This is a genomic window from Achromobacter sp. GW823-FHT04E03, from assembly GCF_058796095.1.
The window spans coordinates 664,476-687,335 of record NZ_JBXAIJ010000002.1 but is presented as its reverse complement, the minus strand read 5'-3'; the positions used below and the strand labels follow the sequence as shown (position 1 = coordinate 687,335).

The 22,860-nt window shown below is 68.0% G+C and carries 21 protein-coding genes and 1 tRNA gene; 6 read left to right on the top strand and 16 right to left on the bottom strand.

All coding sequences use genetic code 11. The features are described 5' to 3' along the window. Nucleotides 1-2: 2 nt before the first annotated feature. The 8 genes from AC1RHV_RS14530 to AC1RHV_RS14495 form a co-directional block, all read right to left on the bottom strand. Nucleotides 3-1,175 carry a thiolase family protein gene (locus AC1RHV_RS14530; RefSeq protein WP_054455252.1) on the bottom strand — a complete coding sequence of 391 codons (1,173 nt, stop codon included), beginning with the start codon at nucleotides 1,173-1,175 and terminating at the stop codon, nucleotides 3-5. Continuing rightward, nucleotides 1,172-1,558: a Zn-ribbon domain-containing OB-fold protein gene (locus tag AC1RHV_RS14525; protein ID WP_492301166.1), complete on the bottom strand. Its 387-nt coding sequence runs from the start codon at nucleotides 1,556-1,558 to the stop codon at nucleotides 1,172-1,174. Before AC1RHV_RS14525 ends, AC1RHV_RS14530 begins: the two co-directional genes overlap by 4 nt. Then, entirely contained in the window at nucleotides 1,555-2,799 is a 1,245-nt protein-coding gene (locus tag AC1RHV_RS14520; RefSeq protein WP_119451206.1) for a CaiB/BaiF CoA transferase family protein, read from the bottom strand. The genes AC1RHV_RS14525 and AC1RHV_RS14520 overlap by 4 nt, the downstream gene beginning before the upstream one ends. Nucleotides 2,800-2,834: 35 nt before the next feature. After that, nucleotides 2,835-4,913, bottom strand: a complete 2,079-nt coding sequence (locus AC1RHV_RS14515; RefSeq protein WP_492301165.1) for a 3-hydroxyacyl-CoA dehydrogenase NAD-binding domain-containing protein — start codon at nucleotides 4,911-4,913, stop codon at nucleotides 2,835-2,837. Nucleotides 4,914-4,950: 37 nt separating this feature from the next. After that, nucleotides 4,951-5,928: a Bug family tripartite tricarboxylate transporter substrate binding protein gene (locus tag AC1RHV_RS14510; protein WP_492301164.1), complete on the bottom strand. Its 978-nt coding sequence runs from the start codon at nucleotides 5,926-5,928 to the stop codon at nucleotides 4,951-4,953. A gap of 38 nt (nucleotides 5,929-5,966) precedes the next feature. Then, complete coding sequence (locus AC1RHV_RS14505; protein WP_119451209.1) at nucleotides 5,967-6,359, bottom strand: MaoC family dehydratase; 393 nt, start codon at nucleotides 6,357-6,359, stop codon at nucleotides 5,967-5,969. A gap of 10 nt (nucleotides 6,360-6,369) precedes the next feature. After that, nucleotides 6,370-6,804, bottom strand: coding sequence for a MaoC family dehydratase (locus tag AC1RHV_RS14500; RefSeq protein ID WP_054455264.1), 435 nt, complete (start codon nucleotides 6,802-6,804; stop codon nucleotides 6,370-6,372). Nucleotides 6,805-6,960: 156 nt separating this feature from the next. After that, nucleotides 6,961-8,823, bottom strand: a complete 1,863-nt coding sequence (locus tag AC1RHV_RS14495) for a sigma-54-dependent Fis family transcriptional regulator (RefSeq protein ID WP_492301163.1) — start codon at nucleotides 8,821-8,823, stop codon at nucleotides 6,961-6,963. Between the two features lie 304 nt (nucleotides 8,824-9,127). On the opposite strand from AC1RHV_RS14495, the gene adh reads away from it, so the two are divergent. Together adh and AC1RHV_RS14485 are read left to right on the top strand one after the other, a co-directional pair. Continuing rightward, on the top strand, nucleotides 9,128-10,657 hold the full coding sequence (gene adh, locus AC1RHV_RS14490; RefSeq protein ID WP_054455268.1) for an aldehyde dehydrogenase: 1,530 nt from the start codon (nucleotides 9,128-9,130) through the stop codon (nucleotides 10,655-10,657). Nucleotides 10,658-10,714: 57 nt separating this feature from the next. Next, on the top strand, nucleotides 10,715-11,092 hold the full coding sequence (locus AC1RHV_RS14485; protein WP_054455269.1) for a DUF779 domain-containing protein: 378 nt from the start codon (nucleotides 10,715-10,717) through the stop codon (nucleotides 11,090-11,092). 30 nt (nucleotides 11,093-11,122) lie between these two features. Here the strand turns inward: AC1RHV_RS14485 and AC1RHV_RS14480 are convergent, their stop codons facing one another. The 3 genes from AC1RHV_RS14480 to AC1RHV_RS14470 are packed head-to-tail and all read right to left on the bottom strand — an operon-like array spanning nucleotide 11,123 to nucleotide 12,218. Beyond that, nucleotides 11,123-11,290, bottom strand: coding sequence for a hypothetical protein (locus AC1RHV_RS14480; protein ID WP_166738452.1), 168 nt, complete (start codon nucleotides 11,288-11,290; stop codon nucleotides 11,123-11,125). Between the two features lie 41 nt (nucleotides 11,291-11,331). Continuing rightward, complete coding sequence (locus AC1RHV_RS14475; protein ID WP_054455273.1) at nucleotides 11,332-11,985, bottom strand: 2-hydroxychromene-2-carboxylate isomerase; 654 nt, start codon at nucleotides 11,983-11,985, stop codon at nucleotides 11,332-11,334. 23 nt (nucleotides 11,986-12,008) lie between these two features. Next, on the bottom strand, nucleotides 12,009-12,218 hold the full coding sequence (locus tag AC1RHV_RS14470) for a DUF2917 domain-containing protein (RefSeq protein ID WP_492301161.1): 210 nt from the start codon (nucleotides 12,216-12,218) through the stop codon (nucleotides 12,009-12,011). Nucleotides 12,219-12,389: 171 nt separating this feature from the next. On the opposite strand from AC1RHV_RS14470, the gene AC1RHV_RS14465 reads away from it, so the two are divergent. Beyond that, entirely contained in the window at nucleotides 12,390-13,307 is a 918-nt protein-coding gene (locus tag AC1RHV_RS14465) for a LysR substrate-binding domain-containing protein (RefSeq protein ID WP_054455278.1), read from the top strand. 95 nt (nucleotides 13,308-13,402) lie between these two features. Beyond that, nucleotides 13,403-15,469, top strand: coding sequence for an LTA synthase family protein (locus tag AC1RHV_RS14460; RefSeq protein ID WP_492301160.1), 2,067 nt, complete (start codon nucleotides 13,403-13,405; stop codon nucleotides 15,467-15,469). 22 nt (nucleotides 15,470-15,491) lie between these two features. Here AC1RHV_RS14460 and selD read toward each other — a convergent pair whose 3' ends face one another. Then, nucleotides 15,492-16,556, bottom strand: coding sequence for a selenide, water dikinase SelD (selD, locus tag AC1RHV_RS14455; RefSeq protein WP_310533678.1), 1,065 nt, complete (start codon nucleotides 16,554-16,556; stop codon nucleotides 15,492-15,494). Nucleotides 16,557-16,695: 139 nt separating this feature from the next. Between selD and AC1RHV_RS14450 the strand changes: the two genes are divergently transcribed. Next, nucleotides 16,696-17,796: a transglutaminase-like domain-containing protein gene (locus AC1RHV_RS14450; protein ID WP_492301158.1), complete on the top strand. Its 1,101-nt coding sequence runs from the start codon at nucleotides 16,696-16,698 to the stop codon at nucleotides 17,794-17,796. 31 nt (nucleotides 17,797-17,827) lie between these two features. After that, nucleotides 17,828-18,367: a TlpA disulfide reductase family protein gene (locus AC1RHV_RS14445; RefSeq protein ID WP_054455285.1), complete on the top strand. Its 540-nt coding sequence runs from the start codon at nucleotides 17,828-17,830 to the stop codon at nucleotides 18,365-18,367. Nucleotides 18,368-18,383: 16 nt separating this feature from the next. On the opposite strand, the gene AC1RHV_RS14440 is transcribed toward AC1RHV_RS14445, so the two are convergent. The 4 genes from AC1RHV_RS14440 to fdhE all read right to left on the bottom strand — a co-directional run bounded on the left by AC1RHV_RS14440 (nucleotide 18,384) and on the right by fdhE (nucleotide 22,809). After that, nucleotides 18,384-18,479 (bottom strand) — tRNA-Sec (locus tag AC1RHV_RS14440). A 24-nt stretch (nucleotides 18,480-18,503) separates the two neighbouring features. Further along, entirely contained in the window at nucleotides 18,504-20,438 is a 1,935-nt protein-coding gene (selB, locus tag AC1RHV_RS14435; RefSeq protein WP_492301156.1) for a selenocysteine-specific translation elongation factor, read from the bottom strand. Continuing rightward, nucleotides 20,435-21,865, bottom strand: coding sequence for an L-seryl-tRNA(Sec) selenium transferase (selA, locus tag AC1RHV_RS14430; protein ID WP_492301154.1), 1,431 nt, complete (start codon nucleotides 21,863-21,865; stop codon nucleotides 20,435-20,437). Before selA ends, selB begins: the two co-directional genes overlap by 4 nt. Continuing rightward, on the bottom strand, nucleotides 21,865-22,809 hold the full coding sequence (gene fdhE, locus AC1RHV_RS14425) for a formate dehydrogenase accessory protein FdhE (RefSeq protein ID WP_054455896.1): 945 nt from the start codon (nucleotides 22,807-22,809) through the stop codon (nucleotides 21,865-21,867). Before fdhE ends, selA begins: the two co-directional genes overlap by 1 nt. Nucleotides 22,810-22,860 lie beyond the last annotated feature (51 nt).

Here is a 22,860-nt window from a genome sequence, read left to right as displayed (position 1 = left end):
CCTCAGCAGGTTCCCTCGGCGCCCAGGATGACCGTGGACTGGCTGGACAGCGTGCCGCCGTTGCCGTGCGCCAGGGCCAGGCGCGCATCCCGGACCTGGCGCTCGCCCGCCTGGCCGCGCAACTGGCGCACCGCTTCGATCACCAGGAACACCCCGTACATGCCCGGATGGACGCAGGACAACCCGCCCCCGTTTGTGTTCACCGGCAGCCTGCCACCCGGCGCAATGCCGCCGCCGCGCACGAAGGCCCCGCCTTCGCCCTTGGCGCAGAATCCCAGGTCTTCGAGGAACAGGATGGTGTTGATGGTGAAGGCGTCGTATAGCTGCGCCACGTCGATGTCGGCTGGACGATAGCCGGCCATTTCGAACGCCAGCGCGCCCGACTGGCGCGCCGCGGTGGTGGTCAGGCTCTCCATCGCGGATATCTGGCGGTTCCATACGGCGGTCGCGCTGCCCAGGATGTAGGCGGGAGGCTGTGGCAGATCCCGGGCGCGGTCGGCCCGCGTCATCACGAAGGCGCCCGCGCCATCCGTCACCAGGCAGCAATCGCGGACAGTCAGCGGATCCGATACCCGGCGCGCGCTCAGCACCTCATCAATTGATAGTGGATCGCGCGAATATGCTTCGGGATTGAGTTGCGCCCAGCGGCGCGCCGCCACCGCAACTTCGGCCAAATCCTCGCGCCGGGTGCCAAACTCGTGCATGTGGCGCCTGGCGGCCAGCGCGTAGGCGCTGGGCGGATTCAAAGGTTCATACGGCATTTCGTAGGGCTGAGGGTCCAGCGCCTTGCGCGTGGCCGCAATCGCCGAGCGTCCGACGGCAGCGGTCTTCTGCGCGCTGCCGTAGCAGACCAGCACGGCATTGCACTGCCCCGAATCCAGCGCATGGGCCGCGGCCAGGATGTAGGACATGAAGCTGGAGCCGCCCAGGCAGGTTCCATCGATGTAGGTGGGGCGGATGCCCAGGGTCTCGATGACGGACATAGGCCACATGCTGGCCGCCACGCTGGAGGTCGCGATGCCGTCGATGTCGCGCATCTGCAAGCCCGCATCCCGCACCGCCGCATGGGCGGCCCGCACCAGCAGCTCCATGTCCGTGTAGCCCGGCGCCTGGCCGAGGCCGAAGTGGCCAACGCCGGCGATGACCGTCTTACCCCGCAATTGCCGGTAGTTCATTGCTGCGCCTCCTCGAACAACACGGCGGCGGCGCCGTCGCGTTCGCCGATTACGGCCCTTACGGCCATGCCGATGCGCACCTGGTCAGGCGGCATGCCCACGACGTTGGACATCATCCGCACGCCCTCCTCCAGATCGAGCAGCGAAACGTTGTAGTCGCCGCCGGCCTCGGGCTTGCGCGCGACAATGGTGCAACTGTAGACAATGGCCCGACCCGTCGGTGCGACCCAGGTCAGCGCCTCGCTGCCGCAATGTGGGCAGATTTCGCGCGGCTGGAACACGTGCCGCGCGCAATCGGCGCAGCGCTGGATCAGGAAGCGGCCCTGCGTCAGGTGGTCGAAGTACTGCTTCTGGGTGCCTGCATTGGCGGCTGCGCTGTTCATCGCGATTCTCCCTGGCTTGCGGGCTGCTGCAGCGCCGCGATTTCAGTGTCGCTGCATCCGAGCCTGGCGCTCAGGACGCTCTGCGTATCGGCTCCCAGCAAGGGAGCCGCGTTGCGGTAGGCGACCGGGCTTTCCGAGAAACGCATCGGACTGCGGACCTGCGGCACGCTTCCGCAGACTGGGTGCGGCAACGAGAATTTCAGGCCGCGGGCGCGCACCTGCGGATCCTCATGAACCTGGGCGATGTCGTTGATCACGCCTACCGGCACGCCTGCGGCATCCAGCAGGCCGACCCATTCGTCGCGGCCTCGCGTGAGAAACAGCCGCTCGAGTTCGGGAATGAGCACGCCCTTGGCGAGCACGCGCCCGGTATTGGTCAGGTAGCGCTCATCTTCAGCCAGATCGGGCCGGCCCGCCGCGGCGCAAAATTTCTGGAACTGACCGTCGTTGCCAACGCCCAGCACCACATGCCCGTCCGCCGCCTCGAACACCTGATAAGGGGCCAGGTTGACATGCGCGTTGCCTTCACGGCGGGGCACCTCGCCCGACAGAAAGTAGTTGAAGTTCTGCACGCCCAACGCCGCCACCTGGCAATCCAGCATGGAGATATCGATCTGTTGGCCCAGGCCGCTGCGGCCGCGCTCATGCAGCGCCGCGAGGATGGCGCTGGTGGCGTACATGCCCGCCATCAGGTCGGCGGCGGCGTTGCCGGCCTTCTGCGGACCGCCGCCAGGCAGCGCGTCCTTTTCCCCAGTGATGCTCATCAGACCGCCCAGCGCCTGGATCACGAAGTCATAACCGGGCTTTTCCGCGTAGGGACCGTCCTGGCCGAAACCCGTGATGGAGCAATAGATGAGCCTCGGGTTCAGCTCCCGCAGGCTGGCGTAGTCCAGGCCGTACTTGCGCAGGCCGCCCACCTTGAAATTCTCGACGAAGATGTCGCATCCGGCTGCCAGCCGGCGCACCGCGTCCGCGCCAGCCTGGGTTGCGATGTCCAGGGCCAACGACTTCTTGTTGCGGTTGGCGGCCAGGTAATACGCCGACTCCTGCGTGCGCCGGCCTTCGGCGTCCATCAGATTGGGCGGCCCCCAGCCGCGGGTGTCGTCGCCCGATAGCGGGCGTTCGATCTTCAGTACTTCAGCGCCCAGGTCGGCCAGGTTCTGCGTGCACCAGGGACCCGCCATGATGCGGGTCATGTCCAGCACGGTGATGCCGCTAAGCGGAGGTTCTCTGTTAGACATAGGATGTGTGTACGTGGATGACGGAAGGGAAAGCCTCAGCGAGGGTAAAAGCCGCCGCCGTCGCGCGCCTGGGCGAGCAGCAGCGGCGCGGGCGTCCAGTACTGCTCGCCTGCCAGGCTGGCGTAATGGCGGATGCGCTCGCAGAGGCGCGCCGCGCCGATCTGGTCCGCATGGAACATCGGGCCGCCGCGGAACCGCGGAAAGCCGTAGCCGTTGAGCCAGATGGTGTCGATGTCCTCCGGCCGGCTGGCGACGCCCTCCTCCAGGATCAGCGCCCCCTCGTTGATCATGGCGTAGAGGCAGCGCTCCAGGATCTCTCCGTCGGAAATCTCGCGCCGCCTGATGCCGCGCCGTTCCGCGTTGCGCACGATCAGTTCGGAAATGGCCGGGTCCACCGACCGTTTGCGCTGCGCATCATAGGTATAGAACCCTGCGCCGGTCTTCTGCCCCAGCCGTCCCGCCGCGACGATCTCGTCCAGGATGTTGCAGGCCACCTCGCGTGGGCTCAAACGGTCCAGCCGGCTTTGGCGGTTGCGCCAGGCCACGTCCAGGCCCGCCAGGTCGTTCAGCTGGAACTGTCCCATCGGAAAGCCGAACTCGCACAGCACGCGGTCGACCTGCTCGGGCAACGCGCCTTCCTCCAGCATGAAGTAACACTCGCGGGTGCGTCGCGCCAGCATGCGGTTGCCGACGAAACCATCGGACACCCCCACCATCACCGCCACCTTACCCAGGCGCTTGCCCAAGGCCTGGATCGTGGCCAGCGCGCGCGGCGAACTGCGCGCGCCGCGCACGTTTTCCAGCAGCTTCATGATGTGGGCAGGGCTGAAGAAATGCATGCCGACGACGCTCTCCGGGCGGCGCAGGTCCGCCGCCAACGCATCGATGTCCAGGAACGAGGTGTTGGTGGCGATCAGCGCATCCGGCCGCAGGTTCTCTTCGATGCTGGCCAGTACCTGCCGCTTGACGCCCATGTCCTCGAAGACGGCCTCCACCACAAGGTCGCAGTCGCACAGCGGCTCGTATTGCTGCGTCGGCGTCAGCGCGCCGTTCCGCGCACGCTGCGTGGCTTCGGTGATGCGGCCCTTCGCCACATCGTTGCTATAGGTCTTGCCTATGGTCTCGACGCTGGACGCCAGCACCTTTTCGTTCTGCTCGACCAGCACGACGGGGATGCCCGCATTCAGAAAGCACATGGCGATGCCCGTGCCCATGGTGCCGGCGCCGACCACGCCGGCCTTGCGCACCGGCGCCGCGTCCTCGGCGGGCAGGCCGGCGGGCTTGGTCGCGATGCGCTCGGCGAAGAACGCGTGGCGCAAGGCTTGCGCCTGCGGCGACGCCACCAGTTCCCGGAAGCGCTCGCGGCCATAGACCACGCTGTCCTCGAAACTCGAAGCGACGCTGCGCATGGCCACGTCGACGCAAGCCTGCGGCGCCAACTGGCCTCGATGGCTGACCTGGAACCTGGCGCGTGCGGCCTCGAACAACTGAGGTTCGCAGGCCGGAACCGGCAATTCCCGCGTACGCCGCGCGCCCTGGCCCTCCGCCAGCAAGCGCTGGGCGTACGCAATGGCGGCGGCCCGGACATCCTCCTGTGCTAACGCGTCCGCCAAACCGGCTTCCAGCGCCTCGGCCGCGTCTATTGGTTTGCCGCCCGCAGCCATGTCCAGCGCCTTCTCGACGCCCGCCAGGCGCAGCAGCCGAGGAATACCGCCCGCCCCGGGGATGATACCCAGGGTGGACTCGGGCAGGCCCAGGCGGGCTCGCGCATCCACCACCCGGTAGTGGCAGCCCAGGGCCAGTTCCAGCCCCCCGCCCAGCGCGGAACCGTGGATCGCCGCGACCACCGGCTTGGCGCTGGATTCGATGGCGTGTATCACCTGCGACAGGTGCGGGTCCAGCGGCGGCTTGCCGAACTCCTTGATATCGGCCCCGGCCACGAAGGTAGCGCCGGCGCAGGCAATGACGATGGCCCGGGTATCGTCATCGCCTGCCGCCTGCTCCATGGCCTGCAGCAGGCCGGCGCGCACCGCCTGGGACGTGGCATTGACCGGAGGGTTGTCGATGACGATGACGCGGATGTTTCCGCTAAGCGTGGAAGTTACGGCTTGCATGGTTGTCCTGGAGTGATGGCGGCCTCGCCGCCGGTGTTCAGCGCGATGCCTGCAGCGGCACCTTGGCCGTCTTGATGACCTGGGCCCACTTGTCCTTTTCCTGGCTGATGTAACGCCCGAAGCCCTCGGGCGTATCGGTCTGCGGCTCCATACCCTGTTGCCGCAGCCATTGCGTGAAGTCGGGCTTGTCCACCATCTCGCGCAGCGCCGCGTTGAGTTGCGCGACGATCGGCTGCGGCGTGCCGGCGGGCGCGAGCAGCCCATACCAGCCTGCCGCCTGGAATCCCGGATAGCCGGATTCGGCCACGGTTGGCACCTGGGGCAGCGACTGGATGCGTTGCGCGGTTTCCACCGCGAGAGGCACCAATTGCCCCGACTGGATCAACGGCACCAACGTGATCGCGTTGTCGCTGACCGCGGAGATCAGGCCCGACTGCACGTCGACCAGCGCCGCCGAACTGCCCTTGTAAGGCACGTGCAGCATGTCCACGCCCGCAGTCGACTTGAGCAGTTCCATGGACAGATGCTGCGTCGATCCGGTGCCGGCCGACCCGAAGGTCAGCTTGCCAGGATCCTTCTTTGCCAGGGCCAGGAATTCACCCAGGGACTTCGGTCCGAGCTTGGGACTGACGGCAATGACCAGGGGCGAGACCGCCACGATGGTGATGGGCGCGAAGTCCTGGACCGGGTCGTAGGGCAGTTGCTGGTACAGCGAAGGATTGATGGACATCGCGCCCGAGAAGGTCATGCCCAGGGTGTAGCCGTCGGCGGGCGCCTTGGCGATGGCGGACATGCCCACGATGGCGGCCGCGCCGGGCTTGTTCTCGATGACCACGGGCTGGCCGAATTTCTCCGTCAATCCACGGCCTATCATGCGCGCCAGCGTATCGGCGGCGCCGCCGGCCGCGGCCGGCACGATCATGCGGATAGGCTTGTCGGGATACGGCGCGGCCCAGGCGGCCGTCGCGGCCATGGCCGCGCAAGAGAGGGCAAGGCTCTGCAGGATGCGTTTCAAGATTGTCTCCTTATGCTTGTTATGTGTTGCGGCCGGGTTCAGCCGCGGCGGCGGGTGATGGTTCCCACCTGGACCTTCTTTCCGTCAGCCAGGGTGCAGGCGTAGGCCAGCTCCAGCCATCCGGGTTCGCTGCGGGTCACTTCGAATGCAACGTCCACGGCCTCCCCCGGCCGCGTGAACGCCACGAACTTCGCCTCGATCTCACTGCCGTCGAGCCACGTATCGCCAAGCAGATCGGCGGCCATGTCGAGAACTGGCGCCATCACCAGCGCCCCCTGCACGATGACTCCGCCGAAAACGCTGTTGCGCGCATATTCGGGATCGGTGTGCGTCCTGCCGGTGGTACCGTGCAGCGCGCCGAAGCGGTTGATGTCTTCCTGTTCCGCGCCGCGCGCAACGCTACGGAACTTGTCGCCTACCTTGAATTCCATGCCGGCCTCCTCAGTTGGGCCAAACCAGGCTGCGCTCCGCCACCAGAGCGACGCGCGCGTTTTCCAGCTTGCGGACGGTGATCTCCAGCACCACGAAGCGCTTGTCGTTCTTCAGGTACTTGTCCTTCACCAGCACGCTGGCCTCCAGCTCCTCTCCTGGATACACGGGCGCCAGCAGACGGACTTTCTCGCGGGCGTGCAGCACGCCAGTCGGCCAGGCAAAGGCCGCGTGCTGCGGTTGAAAGCTGCCGACCAGCACCGGATGCACGCTGCGCACGGGCGCGCCGCCTTGCGCCAATACGGCGCGGCCGCTGCCGTCGAGGACCGGAGTGTGTTCGAAGGTGCCGATGAAAGCGTCGCTGTCTGCGGCGCCGATGCTGTAGCGGCTGGGAGGAAAGAGACGGCCTATTTCGAAGTCGTCGTAGAACAGCTCGTTGCTTGCCATGTCATCACCTGGGTTGAAGGGGATGCGGGCATCGTAAGCAGTTCTTCCCGTGTGCTGGGATAGTTAACCTATCTTCAAAAGATAGTTTTTGTGCACGCCTTGCGTACACGTGGAAAACATCGGCGCAGCCGCGCGCGCAAGGAACGGAAAATTCCGCTAGACCGGACGCGGCAGGCGGCGATAAAGCGTGCTGCGGTGTACGCCCAGCGCGCGCGCTGCGCGGCTGACATTGCCGCCGTGGGCGGCCAGGGCGTCGCGGATCGCGGCGTCCGTCATGGCTTGCAGATTGGTCGGGTCATCGCCGCCCGCAGCGGGCGGCGGTGGCGCCGCGCCACGGATATCGGCAGGCAGCATGTCGGCCTCGACGACACCGGCAGGTCCCGCCAGCACGTGCAGCGTGCGCAGCACGGCCACCAGTTGCCGGTAATTGCCGGGCCAGGCGTACGCAACCAGGATTGCTTCGATGTCGGGCGGCAAGACCGGCCCCGCGCCTTGCGCCGCCCACAGGCCGCGCAGCAGTTCCAGGCGGTCGGCGCGCGCGCGCAGCGGTTCCAGCGTGACGGTGTATTCGGCGATGCGGAAATACAGGTCCGGGCGCACCGGCGCATCGGGCCCTTCATGGGCCAGCGGCCGGTGCGTCGCGCATACCAGCGCAAAGTCCACGGCCACCGGCCTCGCCGCGCCCAACGGCGAGACTTCGCGCGTCTGCAGCACACGTAGCAGGCGCGATTGCAGCATCAGCGGCATGTCGCCGATCTCGTCCAGGAACAGCACGCCGCCGTGCGCCTGGCGCAGCAGCCCTTTGCTGCCCTGGCGCCGCGCGCCGGTAAAGGCGCCGTCTTCGTAGCCGAAAAGTTCGGATTCGATCAGGCTCTCGGGCAACGCTGCGCAGTTCACCGCCACGAACGGCCCGCATGCGCGCTTGCTGCGCGCATGCAGCTGACGCGCGAACACTTCCTTGCCGACGCCGGTTTCGCCTTGCAGCAGAATCGACACACCCGCATCCGACAAGTGCACGGCGCGCGCCAGCGCGCCCAGGGTTGGGGCATCGAAACTCGGCGCAGCGGGGCGCGAGCCGGCCGCTGGCGGCAGTGACGGCAGTGACGGCGCTTGCGGGGCGCGCGAGCGCGGCCAGCGCAAGCGCGCGTGGTACACGACGCCCGAACGCGCCTGCACCCGGCCCGCCGCGTCGGGGCAGCGTTCCATGTCGCCGTCGAACACGTCGCCGTAGCGGTACACGCCCAGAGCCGTGGGCGCCAGGCCGAGCGCCTGCAAGGCGCGGCGGTTGGCGCCGATCAGCAGGTCGCCCTGGAAGGCCAGCAAGCCCTCGCCGGGCGCGCCCAGTCCGGAGCGATCCACATGCAGCCGCAGCACGGCGTGCTGCTCGTAGGCTTGTTCGAACAAGCGGTGCTCGATCAGGTCGACGGCGGCGCGCACCAGTTCCAGCACGTCGGGCCGCAGGTCGCGCGCCGGGCTGGACAGGTCCAGCACGCCCAGCGTGCGGCCCTCGCTGTCGGTAATGGGGACAGCAGCGCAGGTCAGGATGCGGTTGGGTTCGAAATAGTGTTCCGCCCCGTGCACGGCGATGGGCCGGCCTTCCACCAGGGCGGTGCCGATGGCATTGGTGCCTGCCGCCGCTTCGTCCCAAGGCGCGCCGGGCATCAATGCCACGCGCGAGGCGCGCTGGGCGAAACCGGTGTCGCCGTCGGAATCCAGCACCAGGCCCTCGGCATCGGACAGGATCACCAGGCCGCCGCTGCCGCCAGCCTGGCGGCGCAGCATGGACATGGCGGGTTCGGACAGCCGGCGCAGCGCCTCGTTGCGCTGCTGGGCCTCGCGCAGCTCGCCCTGGGTCATGAGTTCGGCGCGGCGCACGCCGCGCATGTCGAAGCCCAGGTCGGCGCAGCGCCGCCACGACCGCAGGATGGGCTCGGCGACCACGCCGCCGGGCACCGCGCCTTGCTGGTTGAACAGCAGGCGCGCTTGCGTCAGCGCATGCTGACGGGATTGAGTGGCCATGCATGTCTCCTGGGACAGGCGTTCTGCGACACCTGTTCCGCGACGATGTCGCAAAAAGCGACAGGGAAGGCCCCCACGCCGCACCCGCTACGCGGGCTTGCTGCCCCCAAGGGGACTGGCCCGCCTTGGGACGGCCCGGCGGCGGGCCGGCCCTCGAGGGGCTCTACTGCATATTGCCCGTTCTGAAACCTACTTTCGCATGCAAGCCGCGGGCTGTCCAGCGGGGAAGCACCGACTGGCACGCTCCTTGCTTGATACGGGACAGGCAGCCGACTGCCGCACCCCCACAATACCGGAGACAAGCATGGACATCGCGACCCGCATCACCCCCGACTCCTACGGCACCCGCCTGGACCTGAAAACCCAGTACGACAATTTCATCGACGGCAAATGGCAGAAGCCCGCCGACGGCGAATACTTCGACAACGTCACGCCGGTCACGGGCCAGGTGCTGACGCGCAATGCCCGCTCCAAGGAGCGCGACATTGAACTGGCGCTGGACGCCGCGCACCGCGCCGCGCCCAAATGGGGAGCGACCCCGGCCGCGCAGCGCGCCCGCATGCTGATGCAGATCGCCGATGTAATGGAGGCGAACCTGGAACGCCTGGCCACGGCCGAAACCTGGGACAACGGCAAGCCCATCCGCGAAGCGCGCGCCGCCGACATTCCGCTGGCAATCGACCACTTCCGCTATTTCGCTTCCTGCATCCGCAGCCAGGAAGGCTCGCTGTCCGAGATCGACCACGACACGGTCGCCTATCACTTCAACGAACCGCTGGGCGTGGTCGGCCAGATCATTCCTTGGAACTTCCCCATCCTGATGGCGGCATGGAAGCTGGCGCCGGCCCTGGCCGCAGGCAACTGCGTGGTGCTCAAGCCCGCCGAGCAGACGCCGCTGGGCATTCTGCTGCTGATGGAACTGATCGGCGACATCCTGCCGCCCGGCGTGGTGAACGTGGTCACGGGCTTCGGCCTGGAAGCCGGCAAGCCGCTGGCGTCCAACAAGCGCATCGCCAAGATCGCCTTCACCGGCGAGACCACCACCGGCCGGCTCATCATGCAGTACGCCTCGCAGAACATCATCCCGGTCACGCTGGAACTGGGCGGCAAGTCGCCCAACATCTTCTTTGCCGACGTGGCCGCGCAGGACGATGACTTCCTCGACAAGGCGGTCGAGGGCTTCGTCATGTTCGCGCTGAACCAGGGCGAGGTCTGCACCTGCCCCAGCCGCGCGCTGATCCAGGAATCCCTGTACGACAAGTTCATGGAACGTGCGCTCAAGCGCGTGGCCGAGATCAAGCAAGGCAATCCGCTGGACGCGGACACCATGCTGGGCGCGCAGGCATCCACCGAGCAGCTGGAGAAGATCCTGTCGTACCTGGACATCGGCAAGCAGGAAGGCGCCGACGTGCTGGCCGGCGGCTCGCGCGCGCAGATGCAGGGCGCGCTGGAAGGCGGCTATTACGTGCAGCCCACGGTGTTCAAGGGCCACAACAAGATGCGCGTGTTCCAGGAGGAAATCTTCGGGCCGGTGGTGGCCGTGACGACCTTCAAGGATGCCGACGATGCGCTGGCCCTGGCCAACGACACGCTCTACGGCCTGGGCGCGGGCGTGTGGTCGCGCGACGCCAACACCTGCTATCGCATGGGCCGCGCGATCAAGGCCGGCCGCGTGTGGACCAACTGCTATCACGCCTATCCGGCGCATGCGGCGTTTGGCGGCTACAAGCAATCGGGCATCGGACGCGAGAACCACAAGATGATGCTCAACCACTATCAGCAGACCAAGAACCTGCTGGTGAGCTACTCGCCGAAGAAGCTGGGTTTCTTCTGACCCCGCCATGGCCTGGTGCCGGGCCGCGAGGCCCGGCGCGCCTCAAAGGAGCCTGACATGGCAGAGCAAACGCCGCGCGTGGTCGCCACCGACGAGGCGCGCAGCCTGATCGAGACCCTGCGGGCCAAGCATGGCCCGCTGATGTTCCACCAGTCCGGCGGCTGCTGCGACGGCAGTTCGCCCATGTGCTACGCCCAGGGCGAATTCATGGTGGGCGGTTCGGACGTGCTGCTCGGCGAACTGGAAGGCTGCCCGTTCTACATGGGCGAGGACCAGTTCGCGTACTGGGAGCACACCCAGCTCATCATCGACGCCGTGCCCGGCCGGGGCGGCGCGTTTTCGCTGGACAGCGCGGAAGGCAAGCGCTTCCTGCTGCGTTCGCGGCTGTACTCGGACGAGGAGTGGGCGCGGGTGGCGCCCGTCAGCAAGGGCTGACTGGCCCCTGCCGGCGTATGGCGCGGGGCCCTAGCGGCCCCGCGAGCCGCCTTGCGGACTGCCCTTGTCCGGCATGCCGACTGCTGCGGCCTGTTTCCACTGGAACGACACGCGCCGGATGCGCGCGGCCCGGAATTGCGTGAACGAACGGCCGCCCGGCATGGGCGCGCCGCGATAGGCACTGCTGGCGTTTTTCATTGCTGAAGTTGGGTTGACGAAAAAACTTGTTTGGGCGGCGCTCAGGCGCGCGTGGCCGATGCATTCCAGGCGCTGGCGGGCGCCTCGCGGCGGGTCCATTCCAGCGCGTCTTCCAGGCGGTCGTTGCCCCAGAACATCTCTCCGTCCACAAAGAACGTGGGTGCCCCGAACAGCCCCAGGTTGCGGGCACGGTCGACCTGGCGGCGCAGCGCCTCCTTGGCGGCTTCGGACTTGCCGCGGGCGATCAGCGCCGCGGCGTCCAGCCCCAGGTCCGTCAGCAGCCCGTGCACCACGTCCTCGGACTGGATGTCCAGGTCGTGCTGGAAATTGGCGCGGAACACCGCCACGCAGAAATCGCGGCCCCAGGGCTCGTCCTGCCCCAGCAGCGCGATGCGGGCGGGCAGCACGCTCATGCGCGGAAACAGGCGGGGACGGTTGTAGACCAGGCCGTACTTTTCGGCCAGGCGGGCGATGTCGCGCATCATGTAGGCGCCCTTGCCCGGAAACAGCCGGAAAGGCGTGTCGTTCCAGCCTTGGGCCTGGAAGATAGGACCCAGCAGGAAAGGGCGCAGATCGACCCGCACCCCGGCCTCTTGCGCCAGGGCGTCGATGCGTTCGATGGCCAGATAGCTGTACGGGCTGGCGAAATCGAACCACATCTCGATGCGGGGCGTGTCGGGCAGGGACGCGGTCATGACTGGAGCTCCGGGGCAAGCTGCTACGAAATTAGCGCGACCTGCGCATCCGGCAGGCCGCTGAGAACGACATCGCGATCGCTGCCGACGGTGATGGAATCCCCGGCTTGAAGCACGCTGTCATCGAAGCACCGGTACTCGGAAAGCCACAAGGTGCCGGCGTGACACACGATGCGGACGCCCGAGGCGTGCTTGAGCAGCATAGTCGAGCCGCCGGCCAAACGGAATGACATTCCCGCAGTGCAACATACCTGGATCATGGCGTACCCCTGGGCCGCGGCGGCGGCGATCGCGGCGGATTGCCGAGCTTTGCGCCCTTACACCCGTCGTCTGAGTCCTATTGAACGCCCTGGAGGTACTATTGCTCAAGCGACATTTCCGTCCGATACGCATGAGTTTTACGAATGCCATATCCGCTGGCCAAACTCCCGCCGCTTGATCTGGTCCGAGGCTTCGTGGCCGTGGGCCGCCGCATGAGCATCACGCTGGCCGCGCAGGATCTGCATGTGACCCAGTCGGCCGTGAGCCGCCAGATCCGGGCGCTGGAGGCCCACCTGGGCGTGGCCCTGCTGGTGCGCGGATTCCGCAGCGTGTCGTTCACCTCGGAGGGCGCGCAGCTGTTCCGAATGGCCGACGTGTGGCTGAGCCAGCTGGGCGACCTGACCGAGCAGCTGCGCGCACCCGAGCGCCGCACGCCCGTTACCGTCACCACGACCATCGGGGTGGCCTCGCTGTGGCTGTTGCCTCGTCTGGGGGACTTCCAGGCGGCGCATCCGCACATCGACGTGCGCGTGGCGGCCGACAACCGGCTGATCGACATCGACCGCGAAAGCGTGGACATCGCCATTCGCTACAGCCTGCGCGATGGCGTGCCAGACAGCGCGGCCTGGCTGTTCGGCGAGGCGGTGGTGCCGGTGGCCCACCCCTCGCTCAAGGCCCGCCTGCTGGATGCCGAGGAACTGCAACGCCATGTGCTGCTGGAATTCGACGACCCGACGCGCCCCTGGCTGCAATGGTCGGAATGGCTGAATGCGCGCGGCCTTGCCCGGGTGCCCGCCCGGGGCATGCTGCGCTTCAACCAGTATGACCAGATCGTGCACGCGGCGCTGGCGGGCCACGGCATCGCGCTGGGCCGGCTGGCGCTGATCGCGCCGATGCTGGCGGACAAACGGCTGGAGGCCGTCGGCGGCCAGGCCGCCAGCGCCACCGAGCACGCCTATTGGCTGGTGCGCAATACACGCCGCGCCACGCCGGACGCCGAGGTCGTCACGCGCTGGCTGATCGAACAGGCCGAAGCCACCGCGCGCGACCTGACCGTGTAGGCGCCGCGCCGCGCTACAAAATCCATACAGATCTTCATAACTTGGGATGGCTGCTCCGGTAGATTGCGGCGCTGGTCCGTAACCCTGCTCCCAAGATGTTGATTAGGCTTTTCCGTCCGGCGTTCGGGTGGCAAGACTGGTTCGTCAATTTTCAACGATCCTTTCTGGTCCTGCTGGCCCCCTGGCTGATCAGCGTCCTGGCGCAAAGCGCCGGGCGCGGCTACCTGCTGCTGCGCTATGCCGCGCCGGGGACTTATGACGCGTTGCCGCAGGACGTGCGGCGCACCCTGGCGACAGGGCTATTGTTCGACATCAAGGTCGCCAGCATCGCCTGTTCGGCGCTGCTGCTGCTGTCCATGGCAGCGGCGGCCAGACCCGGCCTGCAACGGCGCTGGCAGCGCCATCTGCCGGGGCTGGGCGCAGCCATGGCGACGCTGTTCGCGGCCATCACGATCATCAGCGTCTTCTACTTCGCCACATTTTCCCGTTCGATCGACATCTTCGTGTTCGGGCTGGTGGACGACGACACCCAGGCCATCCTGATGACCCTGTGGCATGGCTACCCGCTGGCACAGGCTGGCCTGCTGCTGGCGGCGGTGCTGGCGGGAACCTGGTGGCTCGGCCGCCGTTGGCGTGGCTGGGTGCAAGGCATGCTGTTCAAGCGCCGCGCGTTCATCCCCAGCCTGTTGCGGTTTGCGCTGATCATAGGCGTCACCGTGCTGGCCTGCAGAGGATCACTGGGCAAGTTTCCGCTCAACAAGGACGACACCAGCATCTCGTCGCTGCGCCTGCTCAACGACATCGCGCCCAATGGCGTCTCGGCCTTTTCCTGGGCCCTGTCCGACCGCGGCAACGACAAGCGCTTCGAACCCGTCACCTTGCGAGAGGGGCGCCTGCTCTATGAGCGCTTCCTGGGCTGGCCGGATGTTGGCCTGCGGCCCTTCATGGCCGCAACCGGGCCCCATCCGGCGGCTGCGGCGCGGCCTCCGCACGTGGTGCTGCAGGTCATGGAGAGCATGGGGGCACACCTGAACTCGTATGACCGTCCGGGGCGCGACGTGCTCGGCGCGCTGCGTCCGCACTGGAGCGAGGACTGGGTGTTCGAGCGCTTCGTGGCCGAAGGCAACGGCACCATCGAATCATTGAGCCTCCTGCTGGTGCGTAGCCCCATTGCAGCCGTCGGCCAATCGTCGGCGGTGGACACGCCATTCGCCAGCAATGCCTTCACGCCCTTTTTGCAGCGCGGCTACCGGGTCGTCTTCGTTACGTCCGGCGCCGCCACATGGCGCAACCTCGGCGTCTTCGCCACCAAGCTGGGCGCACATGAATTCGTGGACCAGCAGACCCTCAAGGTGCGCTATCCCCAAGCACGGGCCGGAACCTGGGGCGTACCGGACGAGTACATGTTCCGCTATATCGAAGAACGGCTGGCGCAAGGCAATCAGGACAGCCAGCCGCTCTTCATCGTCGCCTTGTCCACCACTCACCATCCGCCGTTCATCGTGCCCGACGGCGGGCAGCGCGGCGGCCTGCCCCTGGACGATGTGGCCAGCCTGCCCTACTTCAAGACCTGGGATGCGCTGGCTGCCGCATTCGACACGCTGCGTTACGCCAACGATCAGCTGGGTCGCTTCCTGACGCGCCTGAAGGCATCGGACTATGCGTCCCGGACCATCGTCGCCGTGACCGGCGACCACAACATCCTGGGTATCGATTATCAGGACCCGAAGGACGCGGCGCTGGCGCGCGCGGTGCCGTTCTACCTGTACGTGCCGCCGGCCTACCGGGCGCAGGCGCGCTACGACCCGGCGCGCGTGGGCAGCCACAAGGACATTCTGCCCACGCTGTATCACCTGAGCCTGCCGCAAACAGCCTACTTCCGCAGTGGCTGCGACCTGCTGGCCGCCCAGCCCGATCCGGCCTGGTGCTTCGGCTTCAACAGCAAGCACGTGCTGCTGACCGATGAAGGCGTATTCCGGCCGGACAAGCCCGGCCGCATCCTGCCCTGGGCAGGTCCATCAGGGCTGGCGCTGGAGGAAGAGCAGGACGCGACGGCGGAACAATGGGCGGAGCAGGTTCGCCTGAACGCCTACACGGAGCTGCTGCACTGGCAGATCAACTACCAGGTGCAGGAATTGGGCCGCGCCGGCCAGGCGCGCTAGCGCCCAGGCCAGCCAGGGGCCTTCAGTCGACGCGCACTTCCGGCTCGCCCGCCCGCATGTCGCCGATGATGGCCGCCTGCTCGAAGCCGTGCTGGAGGAACAGGTCCAGCACGGCCTGCGCGGCGTCCGGCGAGCAGGCCACCAGCAGTCCGCCGGCGGTCTGCGGATCGGTCAACAAGGCCCGCTCCGTGTCGCTCACGCCCTCGCCCAGGCGCACGGACGCGCCATAGGAAGCCCAATTGCGGCCGGACGCGCCGGTGATGACGCCGTCCGCGGCAAAGGCCTGCACGCCGGGCAGCCAGGGCAGCGCATCGCGCCGCACATGCGCCGTCAGCTGCGCGCCGCGCGCCATTTCCAGCGTATGTCCCAACAGGCCGAAGCCCGTCACGTCAGTGATGGCGTGCACGCCTTCCATGGCGGCCAGCGCAGGCCCCGGCCGGTTCAGACGCGTGGTCTCGGTGATCATGGCGCGGTAGCCGGCGTCGTCCAGCCGGTTCTTCTTCAGCGCGGCCGACAGGATGCCCACGCCCAATGCCTTGCCCAGGATCAGCACGTCGCCAGCGCGCGCGTCGGCATTGCGCTTGATGCGGCCGGGATGCACCAGGCCCATCGCCGCCAGGCCGTAAATGGGTTCGACGGAGTCGATGCTGTGGCCGCCGGCCACCGGAATGCCGGCGTCCTTGCAGACCGATTCGCCGCCGCGGAGGATGTCGGCAATGACGCTATGCGGCAGCACGTTGATCGGCATGCCCACGATGGCCAGCGCCATGATGGGCGTGCCGCCCATCGCGTAGACGTCCGACAGCGCATTGGTCGCGGCGATGCGGCCGAAGTCGTAGGGGTCGTCGACGATGGGCATGAAGAAATCGGTGGTGGCGATGAGCGCCTGCTCGTCGTTCAGCCGGTAGACCGCCGCGTCGTCGGCCGTCTCGGTGCCCACCAGCAGATCAGGGTAGCTGACCGCCGGGCCGAAGCGCTTGAGCAGCTCGGACAGCACGCCGGGTGCGATCTTGCAGCCACAGCCGCCGCCGTGCGAAAGCGAAGTCAATCGCGGCACCGCCGCGCTGGCAACATCCTGGGTGGTCATCTGAATCTCCATAGGTCAGTGGAAAAGGATAGCACCGCCCCCGGGATTGGCCCTATGATGATCCGGCAGCACGCAGCAACGGACGGCCGCCCGGCCCCGGGCGCACCGACAGCCAATCTTCACCGTGAGTGAGGGCTATATGGATCGCCGACATTTCCTCCGTTTCTCGGGCGCCCTGTGCGCCGCCAGCGCGGCCCTGCCCAGGGTGGCGCACGCGGGACTCGCCCCTGTCAGCGCCGGATGGCGCGCCTTCGAACTGACCACCGACATCACCGTGCAGGATCCGGGCGCGCATGCGCGCATCTGGATCCCGGTACCCTACGCCACTGACACCACCTACCAGCGCGGCGCGCAGAGCGCCTGGCAGGTCAGCGGCGGCGGCGTGGCCCAACTGACCCAGGCGCCCGGCTACGGCGTGCAGATGCTGGCCGTGCAATGGCCGGACGCGCAGGCGCCGCGCCAGGTCACGGTCACCAGCCGCTTCCAGACCCGCAACCGGCGCGTGGACCTGAGCCAGCCGCCCGCGGCCGACGTTCCCCGTGAAAGCGCGGCCGCGCTACGCGAATTCCTCCAGCCTACCGCGCTGCTGCCTACCGACGGCATCGTCAAGAGCACCGCCGACCGCATCACCCGCGGCCACCGCGGCGATCTGGCGCAGGCCCGCGCCATCTACGAATGGGTGGTCGAGAACACCTGCAGAACCGCGTCCACCCGCGGCTGCGGCGTGGGCGACGTGCGCTACATGCTCACGGCCAATGATCTGAACGGCAAGTGCGCCGACATCAACTCCCTGTTTGTCGCACTGGCCCGCGCCGCCGGCATACCGGCCCGCGATGCCTATGGCCTGCGGGTGGCGGACTCCGAGTTCGGCTACAAAAGCCTGGGCAAGGCGGGCGACGTCACCAAGGCGCAGCATTGCCGCGCCGAGTTCTATGCCGCGGGCTACGGCTGGGTGCCGGTGGACCCTGCCGATGTGCGCAAGGTCATGCTGGAAGAGCCGCCCGGCGAACTGCCGCTGACCGATGCCAAGGTTCGCGCCGCGCGCGTCATGCTGTTCGGCGCCTGGGAGATGAACTGGGTGGCATACAACCACGGCCACGACGTGGTCCTGCCGGGCGCTGCCCACGGTCCCGTGCCTTTCCTGATGTATCCCAACGGCGAAACCTCGGACGGCCGGCTGGACAGCCTGGATCCCGCCAGCTTCAGCTACAAGCTCAGCGCCAGGCCGCTTTCCCTCTGAGTCCACCCGCTGCCCACCCACGGGGACCGCCATGATCAGCCGCCGTCTACTCCTGCAGTCCGGCCTGTCGCTGGCGGCCCTGCCCTGGTATGCCCGGGCCGCCAGCGACGATGCGCTCAAGAAGGCCACCGGCCCGGACTGGGCGCCCTGGACCGCATCCACGCCGCCGCTGGCCCTGCCCGATCTGGCCGGCCGCGAAAAGAAGCTCGCCGCCTGGCGCGGCAACGTGATCATCGTCAGCTTCTGGGCCACCTCGTGCGACCCTTGCCGCGATGAAATCCCCATCATGTCCGCCATGGCCAAACGTCACCGCGAAGAAGGCCTGCGCCTGGTGGCCGTGAACGTCGGCGATTCGGCGGCCAGGATCAACGCCTTTCTGGCGAAATGGCCGGTCGCGGGTACCGTGCTGCACGACAGGAACAGCACGGCGTCAAAGCAATGGGATGCAGTCGGCCTGCCCGCAAACTATCTGGTGGACCGCGGCGGATCCGTCCGATATTGGCATCTGGGACAACTGGACTGGAAATCGGACCGGGTAGGCGGCGTGGTGACAGGGATGCTGCGGGCTTAGCGCGCCGCGCAAGGGATGGCGGAAGGCAGCAGGAGTCGAACCTACCTGGGAACGTCTGACGCCCCCAACTGGGTTTGAAGCCCAGCCGTGCCACCGGGCACGAATGCCTTCCACGGTGGCCGCCCATGATACCGGGTTACTGCGCCTGCCGCGGGCTTCCGTAGGCGCTTTCCTGGCGCAACACGTGCGTGTCGCGCAAACGCCGCGTGTACCCCACGCGGTCGAAGAACTCCAGGATCTGGATCGCGCGCTTTCTGCCCAGGCCCGTGGCGTCGCGGAACGACGCGGCGTTCAAGCCCGCGGGCTGCGCCGCCAGGCCTTGCGCAAGCACTGCCAACGCCGCCACCTGGTCGCGGTGATAGAACAAGTCTTTCACCACCTGGGCCACTTCGCCGCGCCGCAGCAGCTTGCGCAGCAGCTGCCGCATGCGGTCCTCGGGCTCGCCCAGCGTGCGGGCGAGATCCCGCACCCAGGGCGGGTCGAAGGCGCCGGCCGCCAGCAGAGGCAGCACGCGCCCGGCCAGCGCCGACTCCTCGGGCGCCAAGGTTGCGCTATGACCCGGCAGGTGCAGCCAGGGGCCATTGCGCACGATGCGGCCATCGCGCTGCAGATCGTCCAGCGCCGCCTGCCACAGCTCATCCGGGCCGACGGGCATGGCCATGCGGCGCAAGCGCGGGCCGTCAGGGCCTGGCTCGTCGGGCGCGCCTTGATGGAAGGCCGCCAGCGCCTGTTCCACGCGCGCGCGCAGCGCGTCCCAATGGGCAGTCAGGATCAGGGTGCGCGGCGCCTGCGGCGTGCGCGCCTCCAGCCATACCGCAGCGGGCGGCGCAGCGATCTCATTTACAGGCTTGCCCGTCAGGCGCTGCAAGGCGTCTTCGTCCAGCCCCAGCGCAGCGTGCTGCAGCACGGGATGCAGGCCGGCGCCGTCCAGCATGGCCGCCAGCGCCTGCAGCCACTGCATGCGCGCGGCGGACCGGCGCTTGCGGTCAGGAGCGTTCGGGTCCAGCACCCGGCCACCGCCGACCGTGCGCGTGGCCTGCGCGTTGCGCACAATGTAGCGGTCGCCCGGCATGACGCAGACGGGTTCGTCGAACACCAGCTGCACCCAGCCGGACTGTTCCGGGGCAAGCGATTCCGCGCTCAGCGGCACCACGTGCGCCACGTGGCGCGCGGCGCCGATGTGCACATGCAGCGGCGCCCATGCGCGCACCGGCGCGTCGGCGGTTGCCAGCAGCGTCAGCGCCACGTCGACATGGCGCGACGGCAAAAAGCAGCGCGCATCCGCGATCCAGTCGCCGCGCGCGATGGCGTTCTTGTCCATGCCGGCGAGATTCAAGGCGCAACGTTGGCCGGCCGCGCCGGTTTCGCTGCGCTGGTTCTGGGCATGGATGCTGCGCACGCGTACGCGTGTGCCGGCAGGCATCAGCCGCAGGTCGGCAGCGTCGTCGTCCGCCCGCGCGAGTCCGGCATGGGCCGTGCCTGTCACCACCGTGCCGTGGCCGGCCAGGGTGAACACGCGATCGACGGCCAGCCGGAACAGGCCCGCGCTGTCGCGCTGGCGCAGGGCTTGAGCCTCGCCGTGCAGATAGTCTTTCAGTTCCGCCACGCCCGGGTCGCCGGCCTGCGACGCGCATACGGCGTATAGCGGCGCATCCTGCAGGAAGGTACCCGCGGACAGTTCGGCGATTTCCGCGCGCACTGCCTGCAGCCGCCCGGCATCGGCGCGGTCGGTCTTGGTCAGCGCCACCGCGCCGCGTTCCACGCCCAGCAGGGTCAGGATCGCCAGGTGTTCGCGCGTCTGCGGCATGACGCCGTCGTCCGCCGCCACCACCAGCAGGCCGAAATCAATGCCGCTGGCGCCGGCCGCCATGGTGTGCACAAGCTTCTCGTGCCCGGGCACGTCGATGAAGCCCAGGACGTCGCCGTTGGGCAACGGGGTGTAGGCATAGCCCAGCTCGATGGAAATCCCGCGCGCCTTCTCTTCCTTGAGCCTGTCGGTATCGATGCCGGTCAGCGCCCGCACCAGCGTGGTCTTGCCGTGATCGATATGGCCTGCGGTGCCGATGATCACGCCAGGCGCTCCGCGAGTTGCGCGGTGAAGGCCGGTTCGTCGCGCGCTTCCAGGCAACGCAGATCCAGCCATAGGGCGTCGTCCGCAATGCGGCCGATCACGGGCACGGGCAGGCGGCGCAATTGCGTCTCCAGTTTGTCCAGGTGCCGGCCGGCGCGGCCGCTGCCGGTGTAGCGCGCGGCCAGGCCGTAGCTGGGCAGCTGGTCCACGGGCAAGGCGCCGCTGCCGATCTGGCTGAACATGGGCACGGCCTCTACCGCGTAGTGCTCGCCCGCCGCATGCGCCAGGACGCCGCGCAGGCGCTCGGCCTGCGGCTGGATGTCGCGTTGCGGGCGGGTCAACAAGCGCAGCGTGGTCAAGCGATCGGCCAGGAATTCGGGCGCGCGGTACAGGCCCAACACCGGCTCCAAGGCCGCCAGCGTCAGCTTGCTGACGCGCAGCGCGCGCTTGAGCGGATTCTTCTTGATCTTGCGGATCAGGTCCTTGCGGCCCACCAGCAGGCCGGCCTGCGGGCCGCCCAGCAGTTTGTCGCCGCTGAAGGTGACCAGGTCCGCGCCGGCCGCGATGGTTTCGCGCACGGTGTCTTCCTTGGGCAGGCCGAACTGGGTCAGGTCGACCAGCGTGCCGCTGCCCAGGTCCACGGTAGCGGGCAGGCCGCGCGCGTGCGCCAGCGCCGCCACCTCGGCCACGCTCACGCTCTTGGTGAAACCGGTGACCGCGTAGTTGCTGCAATGCACCTTCATCAGCATGGCGGTACGCGGGCCGATGGCGTTTTCGTAATCGGCGGCATGGGTGCGGTTGGTGGTGCCGACTTCGACCAGCTTGGCCCCGGCGCGCTTCATGATGTCCGGAATGCGGAACGCGCCGCCGATCTCGACCAGTTCGCCCCGGGACACTACGACTTCGCGCCGGTCTGCCAGGGCATTGAGCATCAGCAATACGGCGGCCGCATTGTTGTTGACGACGGTAGCGGCCTCGGCCCCCGTCAGTTCGCACAACAGTTCGTCGATCAGGTCGTCGCGGTCGCCGCGCCCGCCGGTGTCCAGGTCGAACTCCAGGTTGGCGGGAGTGGTGAGGGCGCGCAGCACCGACGCCACCGCCTCGTCGGGCAGCAGCGCCCGGCCCAGATTGGTGTGCAACACCGTACCGGTCAGGTTGTACACGGCCCGCAGCCTGGGCTCGGCGGCGCGGGCCAGGGCCGCGGCCACGCGCGCCGCCACGGCCTCGGCTTCCAATTCCTGGCGCGGCAACCCGCCGGCCAGCGCGCGTTCGCGCATCGCGTCCAGATCGCGGCGCAGGGCCGCCACCACCTGCGTGCGGCCGTGCACGTCCAGCGCGGCGCGCATGGCCGGTGCATTCAGCAACCGGTCCAGCGACGGGATCTCCGAGACCGCGGCCACGCCGCCTGCAGGCGCTGGCGCGGCCATTACTGCTCTGCTCCCGGCTCCGATCCGTGCCACAGCAACGGATTGCCGCTGGCCCGCGAATAGCCGGCCTCGCCGACCAGCACGTCCAGCATCAGGCTGGCCAGGTCGTCGGCCACGGGTTCCACCTGCAGGTCCTTGTCCTGGTAGAAGATCTTGCGATAGGTGTGGCAGTGGTCGCAGGTTTCGGCCTTGATGGCGGGCGTGCGGCCCTCGATGGCCTGGTAGGCCACCGATTCCACGTCTTCGCAATGCGAGCATTTCACCCGCACCATGTGCCACTGGGTCGCGCACAGGCTGCAGCACAGGTAGCGGTAGCCTTCGAACTGCCCGCCCACGCGGACCACGCTGGCCACCGGCAGGCTGGCGCAAACGGGACAGACGCCGAAGGGACTGGCCACTGGCAACTGCTTTTCGTCGAAACGGCTGGCCAGATCGGTCCAATAGACTTGCAGGGCCGCCATCACGAAGGGAGCGGCGGCGCCGTCCACGCCCTGGTCCTGCTCGGACAGCACGGCCTCGGCCAGATCCTCCAGCGACTCCGGGGACTCGGTCAGCGCGCGGCGCAGGCCGGCGCAGACTTCGATGGCCTCGGCCGGCACGTCCTTGGCGCTGGCGACGTGGTCCAGCAGCTGGCCCAGGATGTTGCGCCACAAGGGGTCGCGCGGCCAGCCCACGGCCTGCAGGGGCGGCATGCCATGCGCCTGCGCCAGCGAAATGCGCTCCTCGGAGGCCGCGGGCGCGGCGCAATCCTGCAGGGCGCGGTGCTGGGCGTCGACCAGATGCGCCATCAGCAGCAGGTAGTCGGCCACCGGGCTATCCGCCGCCAGCTGCCGCAAGCGGGCTGCACGCGTGGCAAAAACCGACGCGCGGTCCGGCAGGCTGACTTGGGGAATGCGGTTATGGTCTAGCGCTTCGATCTCGCCGCGCGGAAGAATTCGCTGCACTTGCGTCTCCAGATAAAAAAACACGGCTGCCAGCCTTCAAGGAGAAGGATA

Coding starts and splice junctions, on each gene's coding strand:
- AC1RHV_RS14530 (WP_054455252.1), bottom strand. CDS start 1,175: ATGAACTACCGGCAATTGCGGGGTAAGACGGTCATCGCCGGCGTTGGC.
- AC1RHV_RS14525 (WP_492301166.1), bottom strand. CDS start 1,558: ATGAACAGCGCAGCCGCCAATGCAGGCACCCAGAAGCAGTACTTCGAC.
- AC1RHV_RS14520 (WP_119451206.1), bottom strand. CDS start 2,799: ATGTCTAACAGAGAACCTCCGCTTAGCGGCATCACCGTGCTGGACATG.
- AC1RHV_RS14515 (WP_492301165.1), bottom strand. CDS start 4,913: ATGCAAGCCGTAACTTCCACGCTTAGCGGAAACATCCGCGTCATCGTC.
- AC1RHV_RS14505 (WP_119451209.1), bottom strand. CDS start 6,359: ATGGAATTCAAGGTAGGCGACAAGTTCCGTAGCGTTGCGCGCGGCGCG.
- AC1RHV_RS14500 (WP_054455264.1), bottom strand. CDS start 6,804: ATGGCAAGCAACGAGCTGTTCTACGACGACTTCGAAATAGGCCGTCTC.
- AC1RHV_RS14495 (WP_492301163.1), bottom strand. CDS start 8,823: ATGGCCACTCAATCCCGTCAGCATGCGCTGACGCAAGCGCGCCTGCTG.
- adh (WP_054455268.1), top strand. CDS start 9,128: ATGGACATCGCGACCCGCATCACCCCCGACTCCTACGGCACCCGCCTG.
- AC1RHV_RS14485 (WP_054455269.1), top strand. CDS start 10,715: ATGGCAGAGCAAACGCCGCGCGTGGTCGCCACCGACGAGGCGCGCAGC.
- AC1RHV_RS14480 (WP_166738452.1), bottom strand. CDS start 11,290: ATGAAAAACGCCAGCAGTGCCTATCGCGGCGCGCCCATGCCGGGCGGC.
- AC1RHV_RS14475 (WP_054455273.1), bottom strand. CDS start 11,985: ATGACCGCGTCCCTGCCCGACACGCCCCGCATCGAGATGTGGTTCGAT.
- AC1RHV_RS14470 (WP_492301161.1), bottom strand. CDS start 12,218: ATGTCATTCCGTTTGGCCGGCGGCTCGACTATGCTGCTCAAGCACGCC.
- AC1RHV_RS14465 (WP_054455278.1), top strand. CDS start 12,390: ATGCCATATCCGCTGGCCAAACTCCCGCCGCTTGATCTGGTCCGAGGC.
- AC1RHV_RS14460 (WP_492301160.1), top strand. CDS start 13,403: ATGTTGATTAGGCTTTTCCGTCCGGCGTTCGGGTGGCAAGACTGGTTC.
- selD (WP_310533678.1), bottom strand. CDS start 16,556: ATGACCACCCAGGATGTTGCCAGCGCGGCGGTGCCGCGATTGACTTCG.
- AC1RHV_RS14450 (WP_492301158.1), top strand. CDS start 16,696: ATGGATCGCCGACATTTCCTCCGTTTCTCGGGCGCCCTGTGCGCCGCC.
- AC1RHV_RS14445 (WP_054455285.1), top strand. CDS start 17,828: ATGATCAGCCGCCGTCTACTCCTGCAGTCCGGCCTGTCGCTGGCGGCC.
- selA (WP_492301154.1), bottom strand. CDS start 21,865: ATGGCCGCGCCAGCGCCTGCAGGCGGCGTGGCCGCGGTCTCGGAGATC.